11 protein-coding genes and 1 pseudogene are annotated in these 15,325 nt (G+C 73.8%); 5 read left to right on the top strand and 7 right to left on the bottom strand.

Translation table 11 applies throughout. From position 1 onward, the window contains the following. Positions 1-17: 17 nt before the first annotated feature. Positions 18-1,238 (bottom strand): exodeoxyribonuclease VII large subunit, encoded by a 1,221-nt coding sequence (gene xseA, locus GA0070558_RS13225; protein WP_091279177.1) that lies wholly within the window; start codon positions 1,236-1,238, stop codon positions 18-20. Between the two features lie 76 nt (positions 1,239-1,314). Here xseA and GA0070558_RS13230 point away from each other — a divergent pair, with 76 nt between their 5' ends. Together GA0070558_RS13230 and GA0070558_RS13235 are read left to right on the top strand one after the other, a co-directional pair. Then, positions 1,315-2,307, top strand: coding sequence for a 4-hydroxy-3-methylbut-2-enyl diphosphate reductase (locus GA0070558_RS13230; protein ID WP_043961906.1), 993 nt, complete (start codon positions 1,315-1,317; stop codon positions 2,305-2,307). Between the two features lie 55 nt (positions 2,308-2,362). Then, on the top strand, positions 2,363-2,800 hold the full coding sequence (locus GA0070558_RS13235; protein WP_091279180.1) for a hypothetical protein: 438 nt from the start codon (positions 2,363-2,365) through the stop codon (positions 2,798-2,800). A gap of 96 nt (positions 2,801-2,896) precedes the next feature. Here GA0070558_RS13235 and GA0070558_RS13240 read toward each other — a convergent pair whose 3' ends face one another. After that, positions 2,897-6,199: a S8 family serine peptidase gene (locus GA0070558_RS13240; protein WP_091279183.1), complete on the bottom strand. Its 3,303-nt coding sequence runs from the start codon at positions 6,197-6,199 to the stop codon at positions 2,897-2,899. 150 nt (positions 6,200-6,349) lie between these two features. Next, positions 6,350-7,561, bottom strand: a complete 1,212-nt coding sequence (locus GA0070558_RS13245) for a DNA recombination protein RmuC (RefSeq protein WP_256091913.1) — start codon at positions 7,559-7,561, stop codon at positions 6,350-6,352. A gap of 54 nt (positions 7,562-7,615) precedes the next feature. Here GA0070558_RS13245 and GA0070558_RS13250 point away from each other — a divergent pair, with 54 nt between their 5' ends. Then, positions 7,616-8,413, top strand: coding sequence for a hypothetical protein (locus tag GA0070558_RS13250; RefSeq protein ID WP_091279187.1), 798 nt, complete (start codon positions 7,616-7,618; stop codon positions 8,411-8,413). 123 nt (positions 8,414-8,536) lie between these two features. On the opposite strand, the gene ppc is transcribed toward GA0070558_RS13250, so the two are convergent. Further along, positions 8,537-11,323 carry a phosphoenolpyruvate carboxylase gene (ppc, locus tag GA0070558_RS13255; protein ID WP_077936161.1) on the bottom strand — a complete coding sequence of 929 codons (2,787 nt, stop codon included), beginning with the start codon at positions 11,321-11,323 and terminating at the stop codon, positions 8,537-8,539. Positions 11,324-11,455: 132 nt separating this feature from the next. Beyond that, positions 11,456-12,508 (bottom strand): hypothetical protein, encoded by a 1,053-nt coding sequence (locus GA0070558_RS13260; RefSeq protein ID WP_091279191.1) that lies wholly within the window; start codon positions 12,506-12,508, stop codon positions 11,456-11,458. 98 nt (positions 12,509-12,606) lie between these two features. Here GA0070558_RS13260 and GA0070558_RS13265 point away from each other — a divergent pair. Continuing rightward, positions 12,607-13,646 (top strand): annotated as a pseudogene (locus GA0070558_RS13265) (S66 family peptidase). Here GA0070558_RS13265 and GA0070558_RS13270 read toward each other — a convergent pair. Beyond that, on the bottom strand, positions 13,640-13,864 hold the full coding sequence (locus GA0070558_RS13270; protein ID WP_074476677.1) for a GntR family transcriptional regulator: 225 nt from the start codon (positions 13,862-13,864) through the stop codon (positions 13,640-13,642). The pseudogene GA0070558_RS13265 and the gene GA0070558_RS13270 overlap by 7 nt on opposite strands. Before the next feature lie 206 nt (positions 13,865-14,070). Between GA0070558_RS13270 and GA0070558_RS13275 the strand changes: the two genes are divergently transcribed. Further along, positions 14,071-14,379, top strand: a complete 309-nt coding sequence (locus GA0070558_RS13275; RefSeq protein ID WP_141722210.1) for a hypothetical protein — start codon at positions 14,071-14,073, stop codon at positions 14,377-14,379. Positions 14,380-14,616: 237 nt separating this feature from the next. Here the strand turns inward: GA0070558_RS13275 and GA0070558_RS13280 are convergent, their stop codons facing one another. Then, entirely contained in the window at positions 14,617-15,297 is a 681-nt protein-coding gene (locus GA0070558_RS13280) for a cyclase family protein (RefSeq protein ID WP_091279198.1), read from the bottom strand. Positions 15,298-15,325 lie beyond the last annotated feature (28 nt).

Raw genomic sequence — 15,325 nt, forward strand, 5'->3', positions numbered from 1 at the left:
CCGCGGTCACGCGCGGCTCAGCCGTCGACCGTGGCGGCCAGCTCGCCCTCGGCGAGGCGGACGCGCAGCGCATCGCCCCGGCCCACCTCGCCGGCCGCCCGCACCACGTGGCCGTCGGCGCGCTGGACGATCGCGTAGCCCCGCTCCAGGGTCGCGGCGGGGGACAGGGCGCGCAGCCGGGCCAGGGTGTGCCGCAGCTCGTCCTGGGCGGCGCCGAGCCGGTGGTGCAGGGTGCGCCCCGCCCGCTGGCGCAGCGCGGTCACGTCGGCGGCCCGCTGCTCCACCATCACCTGCGGCCGGGCCAGCACCGGCCGGGACCGCAGCCCGTCGAGGCGGTGCGCCTCCCGGTCGACCAGGTTGCGGACCGCGCGTTCGACCCGCTGCCGGGCCTGCCGGATCAGGCGCAGCTCCTCGGCCAGGTCGGGCACGACCCGCTTCGCGGCGTCCGTCGGGGTGGAGGCCCGCACGTCGGCGACGTAGTCGACCAGCGGCGCGTCCGTCTCGTGGCCGATGGCGCTGACCACCGGCGTACGGCAGGCGAAGACCGCCCGGCACAGCGCCTCGTCGGAGAATGGCAGCAGGTCCTCGATGCCGCCGCCGCCCCGGGCGATGACGATCACGTCGACGGTCGGGTCGGCGTCGAGCACCTTCAGCGCGTCGACGATCTGCGGCACCGCGCCCGGCCCCTGCACGGCCACGTTGACCGTGCGGAACTCGACCGCCGGCCAGCGCCGCCGGGCGTTGGTCAGCACGTCCCGCTCGGCGGCCGAGGCGCGGCCGGTGATCAGCCCGATCCGGCCCGGCAGGAACGGCAGCCGGCGCTTGCGGGCCCGGTCGAACAGCCCCTCGGCGGCCAGCAGCTTCTTGAGCTTCTCCAGCCGGGCCAGCAGCTCGCCGAGGCCCACCTGGCGGATCTCGTCGGCGCGCAGGCTCAGCGTGCCCCGGGCGGCGTAGAACTCGGGCTTGGCGTGCAGCACCACCCGGGCGCCCTCGCGCAGCTCGGGGGCCCCGGCGTCGAGGACGTCCCGGTTGGTGGTGACCGTGAGGCTCAGGTCGGCCGACGGGTCGCGCAGGGTGAGGAAGACCGTGCTCGCCCCGGGGCGGCGGCTGATCTGCGCCACCTGCCCGTCGACCCACACCCAGCCGAGCCGGGCGATCCACGCGCCCACCTTCTGGCTGACGACCCGCACCGGCCACGGCTCGTCGGAGCTGCTGCGCCCGCTCTCATCCGCACTCACGCCCCCACCCTACGGACGCCGGGAGGGCGGCCCGCGCAGCCGGTGCCGCCTGTCGGGGCGGCAGTACGATGGGCGGGTGACTCAGGCTGAGACGACTCCCCGGACCGGCAAGCGCGTGCTCCTGGCCAAGCCCCGCGGCTACTGCGCGGGCGTCGACCGGGCGGTGCAGACCGTCGAGGAGGCGCTCAAGCTCTACGGCGCCCCGATCTACGTGCGCAAGCAGATCGTGCACAACAAGCACGTGGTGCAGACGCTGGAGGCCAAGGGCGCGATCTTCGTGGAGGAGAACGAGGAGGTGCCCGAGGGGGCCACCGTGATCTTCTCCGCCCACGGCGTCGCCCCGGAGGTCTACGAGCAGGCGAAGGCCCGCTCGCTGAAGGCGATCGACGCCACGTGCCCGCTGGTGACGAAGGTGCACCAGGAGGCCAAGCGGTTCGCCGCCGAGGACTACGACATCCTGCTGATCGGCCACGAGGGGCACGAGGAGGTCATCGGCACCGCCGGTGAGGCCCCCGCGCACATCCAGCTCGTCGACGGCCCGGACGACGCCGACAAGGTCACCGTGCGGGACCCGAGCAAGGTGGTGTGGCTCTCCCAGACGACGCTGTCGGTCGACGAGACGCTGGAGACGGTGGCCCGGCTCAAGTCCCGGCTGCCGCTGCTCCAGTCGCCGCCCAGCGACGACATCTGCTACGCCACCTCCAACCGCCAGCACGTGGTGAAGGAGATCGCCCCCGACTGCGACGTGGTGCTCGTCGTCGGCTCGCGCAACTCCTCGAACTCGGTCCGGCTGGTCGAGGTCGCCCTGGACGCCGGGGCCCGCGCCGGCCACCTCGTCGACTTCGCCCACGAGATCGACGACGCCTGGCTGGAGGGGGCCCGCACGGTGGGCCTGACCTCCGGGGCCAGCGTCCCCGACGAGCTGGTCCAAGAGGTCCTTGCGCACCTCGCCGCGCGGGGCTTCACCGACGTCGACGAGGTGGTCACCGCCAACGAGCGGCTGACCTTCTCGCTGCCACAGGAGCTCAAGCGCGACATGAAGGCCGCCGCCGCCTCGGCCCGCGCCTGACCGGCCCGCGCCGCCAGGGCGGGAACGGATCGGCGGCGGGAAGCGTCTGATCGGTATGAAGACTCCTCGGACCATCGTCGCCGCGCTGGTCACCTGCGCGGCCCTGAGCGCCTGCGGCGGCCAGGGCACCGGTGACGGCAGCGCCGCCCCCAGCCCCTCCGGAGGAGCCGCGGTGACCGACGCGCCCAGCGCCGACCCGGTCGACCTGACCGCGCCGTCCGGTTCGGTGCCCCCGGGCCGCCCGAGCCTCCCGCCGAAGCCGGGCAACCCCAGCGTCCCGCCGGGCGTCGGGGCCACCACGCTCACCGGCACCGTCGAGGCGGGCGTGGAGCCCGGCTGCCGCCTGCTGGACGGCTACCAGCTCATCGGCGGCCCCGCCGACGTGCTCACCGCCGGCGCCAAGGTGGAGGTCACCGGCCGGGCCAAGCCCGACCTGCTCACCACCTGCCAGCAGGGCATCCCGTTCGTCGTGGAGTCCGCCCGCAAGTCCTGACGGCGGCCGGGCCCGGCCCGGTGCCGGCAGGAGCCCGCCCCCGCGGGGCGGGGACGGGCTCCTGTGGTGAGGCGGAAGGTGGTCAGGCGGCGCGGATCAGTTGACCGCGCCGATCGCGACCGAGCCGCGGCCGACGACCGCGCCCTCGGTGGTGGTGACGGCCAGGTCGCCGTAGAGCGCCCGACCGGCGGCCGGGGCGGACTGGGCGGTCACCGTGCCGGTGAGGGTGGCGGTGGCGCCGTTGGCCAGGGAGAGCGGGGTGGCCGGAGCGGTCAGCGTGCCCAGCGACGCCGCCGAGAACGAGTCCCGGTAGTCGTAGGCGGTGCTGGTGCCCGGCCCGTCGACGGCGTACCCGTCGACCAGGACGCGGTAGGTGCCGGCCGGCGGGTTGGTCAGCGTCACCGCCTCCTCCGAGTCGCCGTCGGCCGAGCGGCCGACCTCGGTGGCGCCCCGGAAGACGAACAGGTCCAGGTCGGCCCCCAGGTCGGCGGTGTTGCCGATGCGGGCCGTGAAGCTGGCCGCGCCGGCCGGCACCTCGACCAGGTACTCCTGCTGCGCGCCCTCGGCGATCGTCGGCCGCTCGGCGTGCACGCTGGCCAGCGGGCCACCCTGACCGGTCACCGAGACCGGGCCGAAGGTGTTGGCCAGGGACCAGGTGACCTCGGTCGGTGCGCCGGCGGTGACCGACGGCAGCTCGACCACGGCCGGCGAGACCGCGACGCCCTGCACCCGCACCTGGAGCTGGTACGGGTTGTCCAGCGCGGGCGAGGTGCGCCGCGACTCCACCTCGAACTCCCAGACCCCGGCGATCGGCTTCGGGTAGTCCCGCTCCTGCGGCTTGCAGGCGGCGGCGTCGGAGAAGTTGGTGTAGCAGGCGGTGCTCGCGGTGCTCTCCACCGGCACGCCGTACGGGTTGATCGCGATGAACCGGGTCTGCGAGCCGGTGGCGATGCCGGACAGGTTGACCTGGATCGCGCCGGCGCCCGCCGGCACCGTCACGAAGTACGAGGTGGAGCTGTTGCGCTCGACCGAGCCACCGGCCGAGAAGGAGTACGCCGGCTTCGCCACGTCGGTGGCGGCCACCACGACGGTGGAGACCTCGAAGTCGACCACCGAGGTGGCCGGATCGTCGATCACCAGGAGCGCGCCGTGCGCCCCGGCGGTCTTCGGCTTGGCCTTCACGGGAATGGTGAGGGTCTTGTTCAGCGGCAGCCACACCTGCTTCTGCGCGCTGAAGGTGCCGTCGTTGCCGCGCAGCGTCACGGTGTGCAGCAGGCTCTTGTTCGGGCCGCTGGTGCGGGTGACCTTCACCTCGTACGTCTTGGACTTCTTCAGCGGCTGCCCGCCCTGCGCCACGGCGCAGCGGTTGTAGACGCCGGTGCCCCGGTGCGGGTTCGGCACGAAGGTGCCGGTGGCCTTGTCGTACCGGGTCAGGTTCGCCGACAGCTCGGTGCAGACGGGCGCGTCGGAGACGTACGACCGGGTCTGCACGCCCTTGGCCAGCAGCGCCCACGCGCCCGGCACGTCGAACATGCCGTAGCCCTGCGCGTACGTCGCGACGCCCGCGATGGGCTTGGCCGAGGTGTAGACGGCCCGGCGCAGCGCGGCCGGGGTGACCCCCTTGTCGGTCGCCTTGGCGGCCGACAGCAGCAGCGCGGCGGCACCGGCGGCCTGCGGGGACGCCATCGAGGTGCCGTTGAGCATCTGGTAGCCCGGCGGCAGCGGGTAGCCGGCCTCGGGGACGGGGTTGCCGGCCTGCCAGGTCGGCGCGGTGGAGATCGCCGAGCCGGGGGCCGCGATGTTCGGCTTGAAGCCGCCGTCCTCACGCGGGCCGCGCGAGGAGAAGTTGAACAGGGCGTTGCCCTTGGCCACGACCGAGCCGTAGTTGGCCAGCCAGGTGTCCTTGCTGATGCTCGCCGCGACGCTGACCACGTTGTCGGCCACCGACGGGTCGCCGACGGTGTTCAGCCCGGGGCCGGAGTTGCCGGCCGAGATGAACAGCTGCACGCCGTACGTGTTGATCAGCTCGTTGTAGAGCTGGGAGCGGGCGTTCGAGCCGTCGTTGAGCGCCGGCAGGCCGCCGATCGACATGTTGACCACGTCGACCCTGCGGTTGATCACCAGGTCGGCCATGCCGGTGGTGAGCGCCGCGGCGGTGCAGCCGCCGCCCCAGGAGCAGGCGCGGGCCGAGACCAGCTTCGCGCCGGGGGCCGCCCCGTCGAACGCGCTGTTGCCCAGCATGTCGTTGGCGGCGGTGATGCCGGCGACGTGCGTGCCGTGGGTCGACTCGACGATGCCGATGTTGACGTAGTCGACCAGGCCGGGCCCGCCGACCGGCGTCGTGTCGACGTCCTCGCGGTATTCGACGACGAACGGGATCTGCTCGCGGACCGCGGTGGCCGGATTGTCCGTGCCGAAGCGCCCGACCTGGAAGTTCTCCTTGTACGGGCGCAGCACCGGGTCGTCGGTGAAGTCCCGGTTGCCGTTGGCGTCGACCCGGATGTCGTGGGTCGTGGCGTCGTAGAGGATGCCGAAGGTGTCGGTGGTGTCGCCGTCGCGGTTGACGTCGCCCTCCGGGTCGCTGCCCGCCGTGATCGACTCGCGGAAGAGGTTGAACCGGTAGCTGCCGGCCGGGGCCGTCCACGTCGCGCCGCCCGCGGTGAAGCTCGGGCCGGCGACCTCGGTGATCATCGCGCGCCAGGTGGCGTCCTCCAGCGGGTCCGTGGCGGTCACCCAGTCCACGATCTTGCGCTCGCCGGTGGTGGTGGTCTGGAGCGCCGGGTGGTCGAGGTCCACACCGGAGTCCATGATGCCGATGGTGACGCCGCGGCCGTCCCACGCCGGGTGCGCGGCCTTGAACGCCTCCGCCCCGGTCTCGTTGGTCGGCATGTACGGGTTCACCGCGCCGGTGTCGACGCCCGGCCCGGCCAGGGTCTGGCCCTGCGCGGCGACCTTCGCGCCGGCCGGCGCGGCCTCCGGGGCCGGGTCGGGGAGCTGGATGGTCTCGTCGAGGTCGACCGCGGCGACGCCGGGGAGCGTGGCGGCCTTGAGCACCTTGGCGGTGGGGACCTTCGCCAGGACGTAGCCGATGGAGTCGAAGCGCCGGCTCACCGTGCCGCCGAGCTGCCGCACCGCGTCCGCGACGTCCTTCGCCTCGCCCTTGTCGGTGGCGACGATCAGGGTGACGGTCTTGGCGTGCTTCGCCTCGGCCTCGCTCAGCAGCTTGGCGTCGTGTGCGCCCAGCGTCTCCACGGCGGTGGCCTGCGGAGCCTCCGTGTCGGTGGCGGGGGCGGCGCTCGCGGTTGCGGCGCCGCCGACGCCGGTCATGGCGCCGGCGGCCACGACCGACGCGAAGAGCCCGGCGGAGGTGCGCCGGCTCAGGTTTCGGGGTCTGCTCACGTTCTCTTTTCCTCCAGAGAACAGGGCCCTGAAGTCACAGGGCGCGCGTGAGCGAAATCCTTTGTGCTGGCTGTGGCTGGTGTCACTACCGGCCGGTACGTTGTGACCACTTCGTGACATGCATAGGCGCGCATTGTCACATGTGTGCTGCTATCGAGGGCGGGTCGACGGGTCCACTGGGGACGGCCCGGTCAGGCGGTCGAGCCGCAGGTCAGACCCATCGGCCTCGCCGAGCAACTCGGGGGCCTGCGGCTGCCGAGGTGCCACCTCCACCTGCGGCGGCGCGGCCAGCTCCCGGTCCGACACGCCCAGCTCGGCGAGCTTGCGGGCGCTGACCAGCACCCGCGCCTCCAGCGAGCCGACCGCCCTGTTGTACGCGGTCACCGCCCCGCCCAGCGACGCCCCCAGCTTGCCCACGTGGTCGCCCAGCGTGGACAGCCGCCCGTACAGCTCGCGGGCCAGCGAGTGCACCGCCACCGCGTTGCGGGCCAGCGCCTCCTGCCGCCACGAGTACGCCACCGTGCGCAGCAGCGCCACCAGGGTCGCCGGGGTGGCCAGCACCACGTTGCGGGCGAACGCGTGCTCCAGCAGCGTCGGGTCGCGCTGCAACGCCACGTCGAGGAACGGGTCGGCCGGCACGAACAGCACCACGAACTCCGGGGTCTGGTCGAACGCCGCCCAGTACGTCTTCGCCGCCAACGCGTCGACGTGCGCCCGCAGGTGCCGCGCGTGCGCGTCGAGGTGGGTGTCCCGCCCCCGCTCGTCGCGGGCCTCCATCGCCGTCAGGTACGCGTCGAAGGGCGCCTTCGCGTCCACCACCACCGAGCGGCCACCGTGCAGCCGGACCACCAGGTCGGGGCGTACCCCCTGGTGGTCCGTCGCGGCGGTGACCTGCTCGTCGAAGTCGCAGTGCTCCAGCAGGCCGGCGGCCTCGACGATGCGGCGGAGCTGGTGCTCGCCCCAGCGCCCCCGCACCTGCGGCGCGCGCAGGGCCGCCACGAGCTGCTTGGTCTCGGTGCGCAGCTCGCCGGAGACCGCGCCCATCGCCCGCACCTGCTCGCGCAGCTCGGCGTACGCGTCGACCCGCGCGTGCTCCAGCTCGGCGACTCGGGACTCGTAGCGGCGCAGCGTCTCGTGCAGCGGCGCCACCGCCCGGGCCACCGCCTCCTGCGACTGCGCCGTCGCCTCGTAGCTCAGCGCCCGCATCGACTGCTCCAGCCGCCCCTCGCCCTCCCTGGTCGCGGTCAGGGTGGCCTCCAGCCGGGCGAGGTCGGCCGCCGACCGGGACCGGGCCGCGAACCAACCCAGCGCGCCGCCCGCGCCCAGACAGAGCACCACCACGGCCAGCGTCGAGAAGCTCATCACCAGAGCTTGCCAAACGCGTACGACGGGCGCGCCCCGGGTACTTTTCAAGGCATGGAAATTCTGCTCGCGGTCATCCTCGTGGCGCTGCTCGTCGGCGGTTTCGTCTGGTGGCGCCGGGAGAGCGCGGCCCGTGAGGCGCGCAGCCTGGCCGACGTGCGCGCCGACGCCCAGCGCTGGTACGAGCGCCTCGGCGGCCAGGTGATGAACCTGCACGGCGACTCCCCGGCCGTGCGGCAGGCCCTCGTCGACGCCGGTGAGCGGTACAACGCGGCGGGCAGCCAGCTGGAGCAGGCCCGCACCGTCCACCAGTACCGGCTGGCCCGGGAGACCGCCCTCGAAGGGCTGGCGTACGCCCGCGCGGCCCGTATCGCGCTCGGCATCGACCCCGGGCCCGAGCTGCCGCCGCTGGCCTCCGCCGAGGGCACCGGCCAGCTCACCCGCGAGCGCGAGGTCAACGTGCAGGGGCAGACGTTCCGGGCCGGCCCGCAGCCCGGCCAGGGCACGCCCTACTACTACCCCGGCGGCCGCTACCAGGGCCGCCCCGTGCCGGCCGGCTGGTACTCCACCCCGTGGTGGAAGACGGCGCTCGGCGCGGGCGCGGGCGTGCTCGGCGGCATGCTGATCGCCGACGCGCTGTTCTCCCCGGCGTTCGCCGACCCCGGGTACGAGGCCGGCTACCAGGAGGGCTTCGGCGACGGCGCGGACTTCGGGGGTGACTTCGGCGGCGGCGACTACGCCACCGCGGGCGACTTCGGCGGCGGGGACTACGGCACCGCCGGCGACTTCGGCGGTGGTGACTTCGGCGGCGGCGATTTCGGTGGCGGTGACTTCGGCGGCGGCGACTTCTGACGCCGCTCCCGAGGGCCCGCTTCCGAGGGCCCGCTCCCGAGGGGTCGGGCCCGCCTGCCGGCGGGCGTTAAAAAGGGCCCCCTGCTATGCGGAATGCGTTAACAGGGGGCCCTTCCTTGCACCTCAGCCGGTGTTGCGCATGCCGGCGGCGATGCCGTTGACCGTGGTGAGCAGCGCCCGCTCCAGCGCCGTGCCGTCGCTCGGGGCCCGCCGCCCGCCCGGGGCCGTGGCCACCGCCCGGCCCGCCGCGCCGGAGTCGCGGTACTGCTGAAGCAGCGCCACCTGGAGGTGGTGCAGCGGCTCCAGGTAGGTGTCGCGCACCGCGAGGGTGCGCTGGAGCACCGGCGAGTTCTCCAGCAGGGCCGGCGAGGCGGTGACCGCCAGCACCTCCCGCTTGGTCAGCTCGTACTCCTGCTCGATCTTGGCGAAGATCGGGTGCAGCTTCTTCGGCACGAGGGTCTCCACGTACCGGCGGGCGATGCTGAGGTCGGTCTTGGTCAGCATCATCTCGACGTTCGACAGGAACGTGCGGAAGAAGTGCCAGTTGCGGTGCATCTCGGCCAGCACGTCCTCCAGCCCGGCCTCGCGCGCCGCCGCCAGCCCCGAGCCGACCCCGAACCAGCCGGGGACGATCTGCCGGGTCTGCGTCCAGCCGAACACCCACGGGATGGCCCGCAGGCCGGACAGGCCGGCCCCGGTGTTGGGCCGCTTCGCCGGGCGGGAGCCGATGTTCAGCGCGCCGAGCAGCTCGGTGGGGGTGGACGCCCAGAAGTACGCCGGCAGGTCCGGGTCCTCCACCAGCGACCGGTACGACCGGAACGCCGCGTCGGAGATCACGTCCATCGACGCGTCCCAGCGCTCCAGCTGTTCGGCCGGCTGCCGGGGCGCGGTGTGCAGCAGGGTCGCCTGGAGCACGGCGGCCATGGTCAGCTCCAGGTTCTCCCGGGCCAGCGCCGGCAGCGTGTACTTGTCGGAGATGACCTCGCCCTGCTCGGTGACCTTGATCGCGCCGTCGAGGGTGCCGTACGGCTGGGCCAGGATCGCCTCGTGGGTGGGGCCGCCGCCGCGCCCGACGGTGCCGCCCCGGCCGTGGAACAGCCGCAGGTGCACGCCGTGCCGGGCGGCCACGTCCCGCAGCGCCCGCTGCGCCCGGTGGATCGACCACTGGCTGGTGGTGATGCCCGCCTCCTTGTTGGAGTCGGAGTAGCCCAGCATCACCTCCTGCACGTCGCCCCGGGCCGCCACCAGCGACCGGTAGGCCGGCAGCGACAGCAGCTCGTCGAGCAGCTCGCCGCCGGCGTTCAGCTCGGCGGGGGTCTCCAGCAGCGGCACGAAGCCGATCCGGGCCCGGCCGCTGTGCACGTCGACCAGCCCGGCCTCGCGGGCCAGCACGACCGCCGCGAGCACGTCGTCGACGCCGAGGGTCATCGAGATGATGTACGACTCGATGACCTCGGAGCCGAACCGGTCCTGCGCCTCGCGGATGGTGGAGAACACGTCGAACGTCTTGCGCGCGCTCTCGGTCAGCGGCGTGTCCAGCGTCGACAGGGGCCGGCGGCCGGTCAGCTCGTCGGCGAGCAGCTTGGTGCGCTCCAGGCGGGTCAGCGACGGGTAGTCGGACACCTCGCCGACGGCCCCGTAGAGCTGGGTGAGCACCTCGTGGTGCTTCTCGGCGTGCTCCCGCACGTCCATCGTCGCCAGGTGCAGGCCGAACGCCGACACCGTGCGGATGGTGGAGGCGAGCCGGCCCACGGCAGTGAGCTGGCCGGCGTTGCGGGCCAGCGAGGCGCGCAGCAGCTCCAGGTCGGCGATCAGCTCCGCCGCGCCCTGGTAGTCGCGCCCCGGCACGTGCGGGGTGCCCCGGCGCAGCCGCTCCCGGGTGTTGGCCAGCTTCGCCTTCACGCACCGGGCCTTCAGCCGGTAGGGCTCCTCGGCGTTGACCCGGCGGAACCGGGGGGCCACCTCGGGCAGCGCGTCCAGGTCGGCGGCGAGGCTGGCCGACAGGTCCAGCGACACCCCGCGCAGCCGGCGGGACACGGACACCTCGTTGATCAGGTGCTCCATCGCCGCCTCGGTGGCCGCGATGCCGTGCTCGTGCTGGATGCGCAGCACCTCGCCGGTGACCTGCGGGGTGACGAACGGGTTGCCGTCGCGGTCGCCGCCGATCCAGGTGCCGAACGTCAGCGGGCGGGCCGTCGGGGACGTCTCCACGCCGAGGGTGCGCAGCGTGTCGGCGAAGTCGTCGAGCACCTGCGGGGCGGCCTCGGCGTAGAGATCACGCAGGTAGTAGATGGCGTTGCGGGCCTCGTCGGTCGGGTCCGGCCGGTCGAGCCGCAGCTCGTCGGTCTGCCACATCAGGTCCAACAGCTCCGCCAGGCGGCGGTTGGCCGGCCCCTCGTCGCTGGCCCCGTAGAGGATCGCGTTGGCGGTCTCGGCGTCCAGCTCGTCGGCGACAGCGCGCAGCTTCGACAGGATCGACCGGCGGGCCGCCTCGGTCGGGTGGGCGGTGAAGACCGGGCGTACGGCGAGCCGGCGGGCCGCCGCCGCGATCTCCTCGGCGGGCACCCCGCGCTCGGCGATCATCTTGGCCGCCTGGTCCAGCCAGCCGCCCTGGACCGCCCGGCGACGGCGCAGGTCGCGGGCCCGGTGCACCTGCTCGGTGATGTTGGCCAGGTGGAAGTAGGTGGAGAAGGCACGGGCGAGCTTCGTGCCGGTGGTCACGTCGAGCCCACCGAGGCGCTGCGCGGCGGCCGGGGCGTCGGAACGGACCTGGGCCCGGATCTCCTCGACCAGGTCGAGCAGCGGGCGGCCCTCCTGCCGGGCGAGGGTCTGCCCGAGCAGCGTGCCGAGGCGGCGGATGTCGGCCCGCAGTGCGGCGTCCGGGCCGTCGTGGTCGTGCTGGTCGGTCACAGGTGCGCTCCTTACGCCGGGGACGAAGGACAGCGCTGTCCGACTCCCTGGATCGTATCCGCGCCGCCCCCTTCGGAAGGAAGGGCCCCTTGTTATCGCTTTCTGTCTTACAGGGGGCCCCTGCTAACACCTTCACCCGGCGGGGGGCGCATCGTCGCTGGTGGGAGGCGTGTCGGCCGGCTGGCGGGCGGCGGCGCGCCGGCCCCGGACCAGGGTGGCCGTGAGCAATCCCACGACGCCGACCGCCACCCACAGGGCGAGCCCGGCCAGCGGCCAGCCCATCGACCGGCGGTCGAAGTACACCGCCGACTTGATCAGGTCGGTGGTGAGCCCGGGCACGTTCCACCGGTGCATCCCGCGCAGCCAGGTGGGCAGGAACTCGGGGGCGTAGATGCCGCCGGAGCCCGGGTTGCCGAGCACCACCAGCAGCAGGATGACGAGCCCGGTGCCGAGCAGCCCCAGCCAGCCCTGCACGGCGGAGGCGATCATGGCGGCGGCGAAGACGGCCAGCGCGCCGACCGCCGCCACCGCCGGCACGTCGTGGTGCCAGACGTCCAGCACTGGGCCGACGACGAGCGCGCCCGCCACGCCGAGCACCACCGCGTACGCCGCGAACGCGGCGATGCGCAGCCCGGCGCGGGCGAGGCTGCGGGGCGCGGTGCCGGTGCGCAGGCCCAGCGCGGTGGCGGCGAGGTAGCCGCCGAGGACGTACCCGACCGCGAGGTAGAACGGGACGAGACCGCGCGGGTCGCTCTGCTCCACCGGCACCTCGTCGGTGACCGTCAGCGGCAGGTCGCCCCGCCGGGCGGCCTCGGCGAACACCTGGTCGACCACCTCGGTGGCGGCCGGCGCGGCGGCGCTGGCGGTGGTGAGGAGCAGCCCGCCCTGCGGGGTGGAGGTGAGCACGCCGTACACCTCGCGGCCGGTGAGCCCGTCGTCGGCGGCGGCCGGGTCGTCGTACTCGACGGGCTCGATCTTGTCGGTCTCGCGGCGCACGGCGGCCATGACCGCCTGGGCGCGCTCGTCGCCGAGGACCACCCCGACCGGCAGGTCGCGCGGGGTCGGGTCGTGCAGCGCCCCCACGTAGGCGGCGATGAACCCCGTCGCCAGGGCCAGGGTGCCGAGCAGCAGCGCGGCGGCGCGGGGCAGCCACGCGCGCACCGGGATGTCCGGCTCCTCGTCCACACGGCCAGCCTAGGGGCAAGATGCGCGGATTGCGGTGGTTCGCCGTCCCCGCCGTCGCGGAGGCGAAAAGCGGTGGTGGCGGCCGGTAGCGTCCGATCATGGAGTCGCTGCGCTATCCGCCGAAGCCCCGGCCCGGCGACCGGGTCGCGGTCGTGTCGCCCTCCGCCGGGCTGCCGGCGGTCTTCCCCCACGTGTACGAGCTGGGCCTGCGCCGGCTGCGCGAGGAGTTCGGCCTGGAACCGGTCGAGTACCCGACCACCCGAGCACTGGGCGCGGACCCGCGCGACCGGGCCCGGGACGTCACCGCCGCCTTCGCCGACCCGACGGTCACCGCCGTGCTCGCCACGGTCGGCGGGACGACCTGATCACGGTCACCCCGCACCTGGACGACGCCGTGCTGCGGGCCAACCCGAAGCCGTACTTCGGCTACTCGGACAACACCAACCTGCTCAACCACCTCCACCGGCTCGGGATCGTCGCGTACCACGGCGGGTCCGTGCTGGTGCACCTCGGCCGGCCCGGCGCGCTGCACCCGGTGACCGCCGACTCGCTGCGCGCCGCCCTGTTCACCCCCGGCTGGTACGACCTCGCGCCGGCCCCCGAGTGGGGCGACCAGCCGAACGACTGGCGCGACCCGGCCACCCTCGCCGACGAGCCGCCCATGTTCCCCGGCGGCGGCTGGCACTGGCAGGGGCCGGCGCGGGTCGTGCGGGGCCGGACCTGGGGCGGCAACCTGGAGATCCTGCACTGGCTGTTGGCCGCCGACCGGGTCGGCCGGGTCGCCGACCACGCGGGCGAGGTGCTGATCGTCGAGACCTCGGAGGAGCTGCCGTCGGCCACCGAGGTGTACCGGATCCTGCGCAACCTGGGGGAGCGGGGGCTGCTCGCCGGCTTCCCGGCGGTGCTCGTCGGCCGGGCCAAGGCGTGGGACTTCGACCGCCCGCACACGCCTGAGGAGCGCCGGGCGTACGCCGACGCGCAGCGGGCGGCGGTGACCCGGGCGCTCGCCGAGTACGCCCCGGACGCGGTGGTCGTCTTCGACGTCGACCTCGGCCACACCGACCCGCAGCAGATCGTCCCGTACGGGGGCGAGGTCGTCGTCGACGCCGTCGAGCAGCGGATCAGCGTGCGCTACTGACCGTCGCGCTCCCGCACGAAGACGCCCTCACCTTGCCGGCCCTCGATGAGTCCTTCGGCCTTCAGGATGAGCAGGGCGGTCCGGATCGAACCGTAGGAAACCGAGTACTGCTCGATCAGGCCCTGCGTGGTCGGAATCTGGTCGCCCGGCTTGAGGTGGCCGGTCCGGATCTGCTCGCGGATCGCCGAGGCGACCTGCTCGTATTTGGGTGTGTTCATGGTGTCTCCCTGGCTCGCAAGGCCAAGTAGATCACCGAAAATCGACAGCGTCTATAACGGCGACAGTGTCGACAATGTCGACGATCGCAGCTAGGCTGTCGATGCTGGCCCTGGCTCGCAACCGGGTGGGCATGCTGACAAGAGCGGCCCGGGGTGGAGGTGGCACTCCACAGTCCCGGGCCTTGACCGGGAAAGGACCCCGGCCCATGCGTAACCTACCGAACTCCGCCCATCCGTCCTGGTGTCTGCGCGGTCCCGACTGCGCCGTGTCGGGCGGCCTGCACCTGTCCGGCCTGGTCGACGCCGCGGTTCGTGGCGACGAGGTCCTTCAGGTGCGGCTCGGCCTGTGGCGGATAGACACCGGCCCCACGCCGCCGTCCGGTCTGCTGCTCGAACTCTCGGCCGCGGCGGACGTCGAGCGCTGGCCGATCGACCTGGCCCAGTCCCGGTCCCTGGTCGACCTGTCCGGCCGGCTGCTGGCCGGCCTCGACTCCGAGGCGACGCGGGCCGCCTGACCGGCGCCCTGCCAGCGGCGGCGTCGGGAACCACGTGAATCTTGGACGGTTCCGGTTCCCCGGGAGCCGTGAGTGTCCAAGGTCTGCGTTGGCGACGCGCTGGTGCCAGATGGCGGCGTGGCGACGTCGCTGACGGGGAGAGATCGGGCAGATCTTGGAAGATTTCGGCCCCCGGAGGGGCCGTTTGGCACCAAGATCTCCCGGCCCACGTTCGGCGCTGCGCCCGGCGACGACGTCCTATTCTGCGAGGACGGCGAAGGCGCGGACCGGGAACGTGCCCATTCCCGCCACCATCGGCGGGGCGGCGGTGAACCGGAAGCCGGTCGGCGGCAGCGCGTCCAAGCCGGTCAGATGCTCCACGATCGGGACGCCGGCCGCCAGCAGGCCGCTGTGCGCCGGCCGCTCGCCCCGGGCCGCCGGGCTCATGTCGTCGATGTTGATCGAGTCGATGCCGACGAGGGTCGCCCCGGCCTCGACCAGCCACGCCGCGCCGTCCCCGGTCAGGTACGGCGCGTCGGGGGCGGCGTACCTGTCGGTGCCGAAGTGCGCGGACCAGCCGGTGTGCAGCAGCACCGCCCGCCCCGCCACCTCGTGCGGGGCGAGCAGCGGACGATCCACGGCGCGGGTGCCGGTGGGCACCCGGATCACGATCCCCGGCAGGTCGGCGAGGCGGTCCAGCCCGACGCCGGTGAGGTCGGCCCCGTCGGCCCACCGGTGCGCGGGCGTGTCCACGTACGTGCCGGTGTTGGCGATCATCTCGATCCGCCCGACCTGGAACTCCGTGCCCGGGGCGTAGTTCGCCCGGGACGCCTCCCGGGTCAGCCACTCGGTGACCCGGGGCGCCGGCCAGCCGGGCAGCGTGGTCATGCCATCGCTGATCACGTGGCTCAACTCGACCAGCCGTCGCCGTCCCGTCATGCCCCGGACTCGACCACGTGCCCGGGTC

This window comes from Micromonospora haikouensis (assembly GCF_900091595.1).
GTDB classification, from domain to species: domain Bacteria; phylum Actinomycetota; class Actinomycetes; order Mycobacteriales; family Micromonosporaceae; genus Micromonospora; species Micromonospora haikouensis.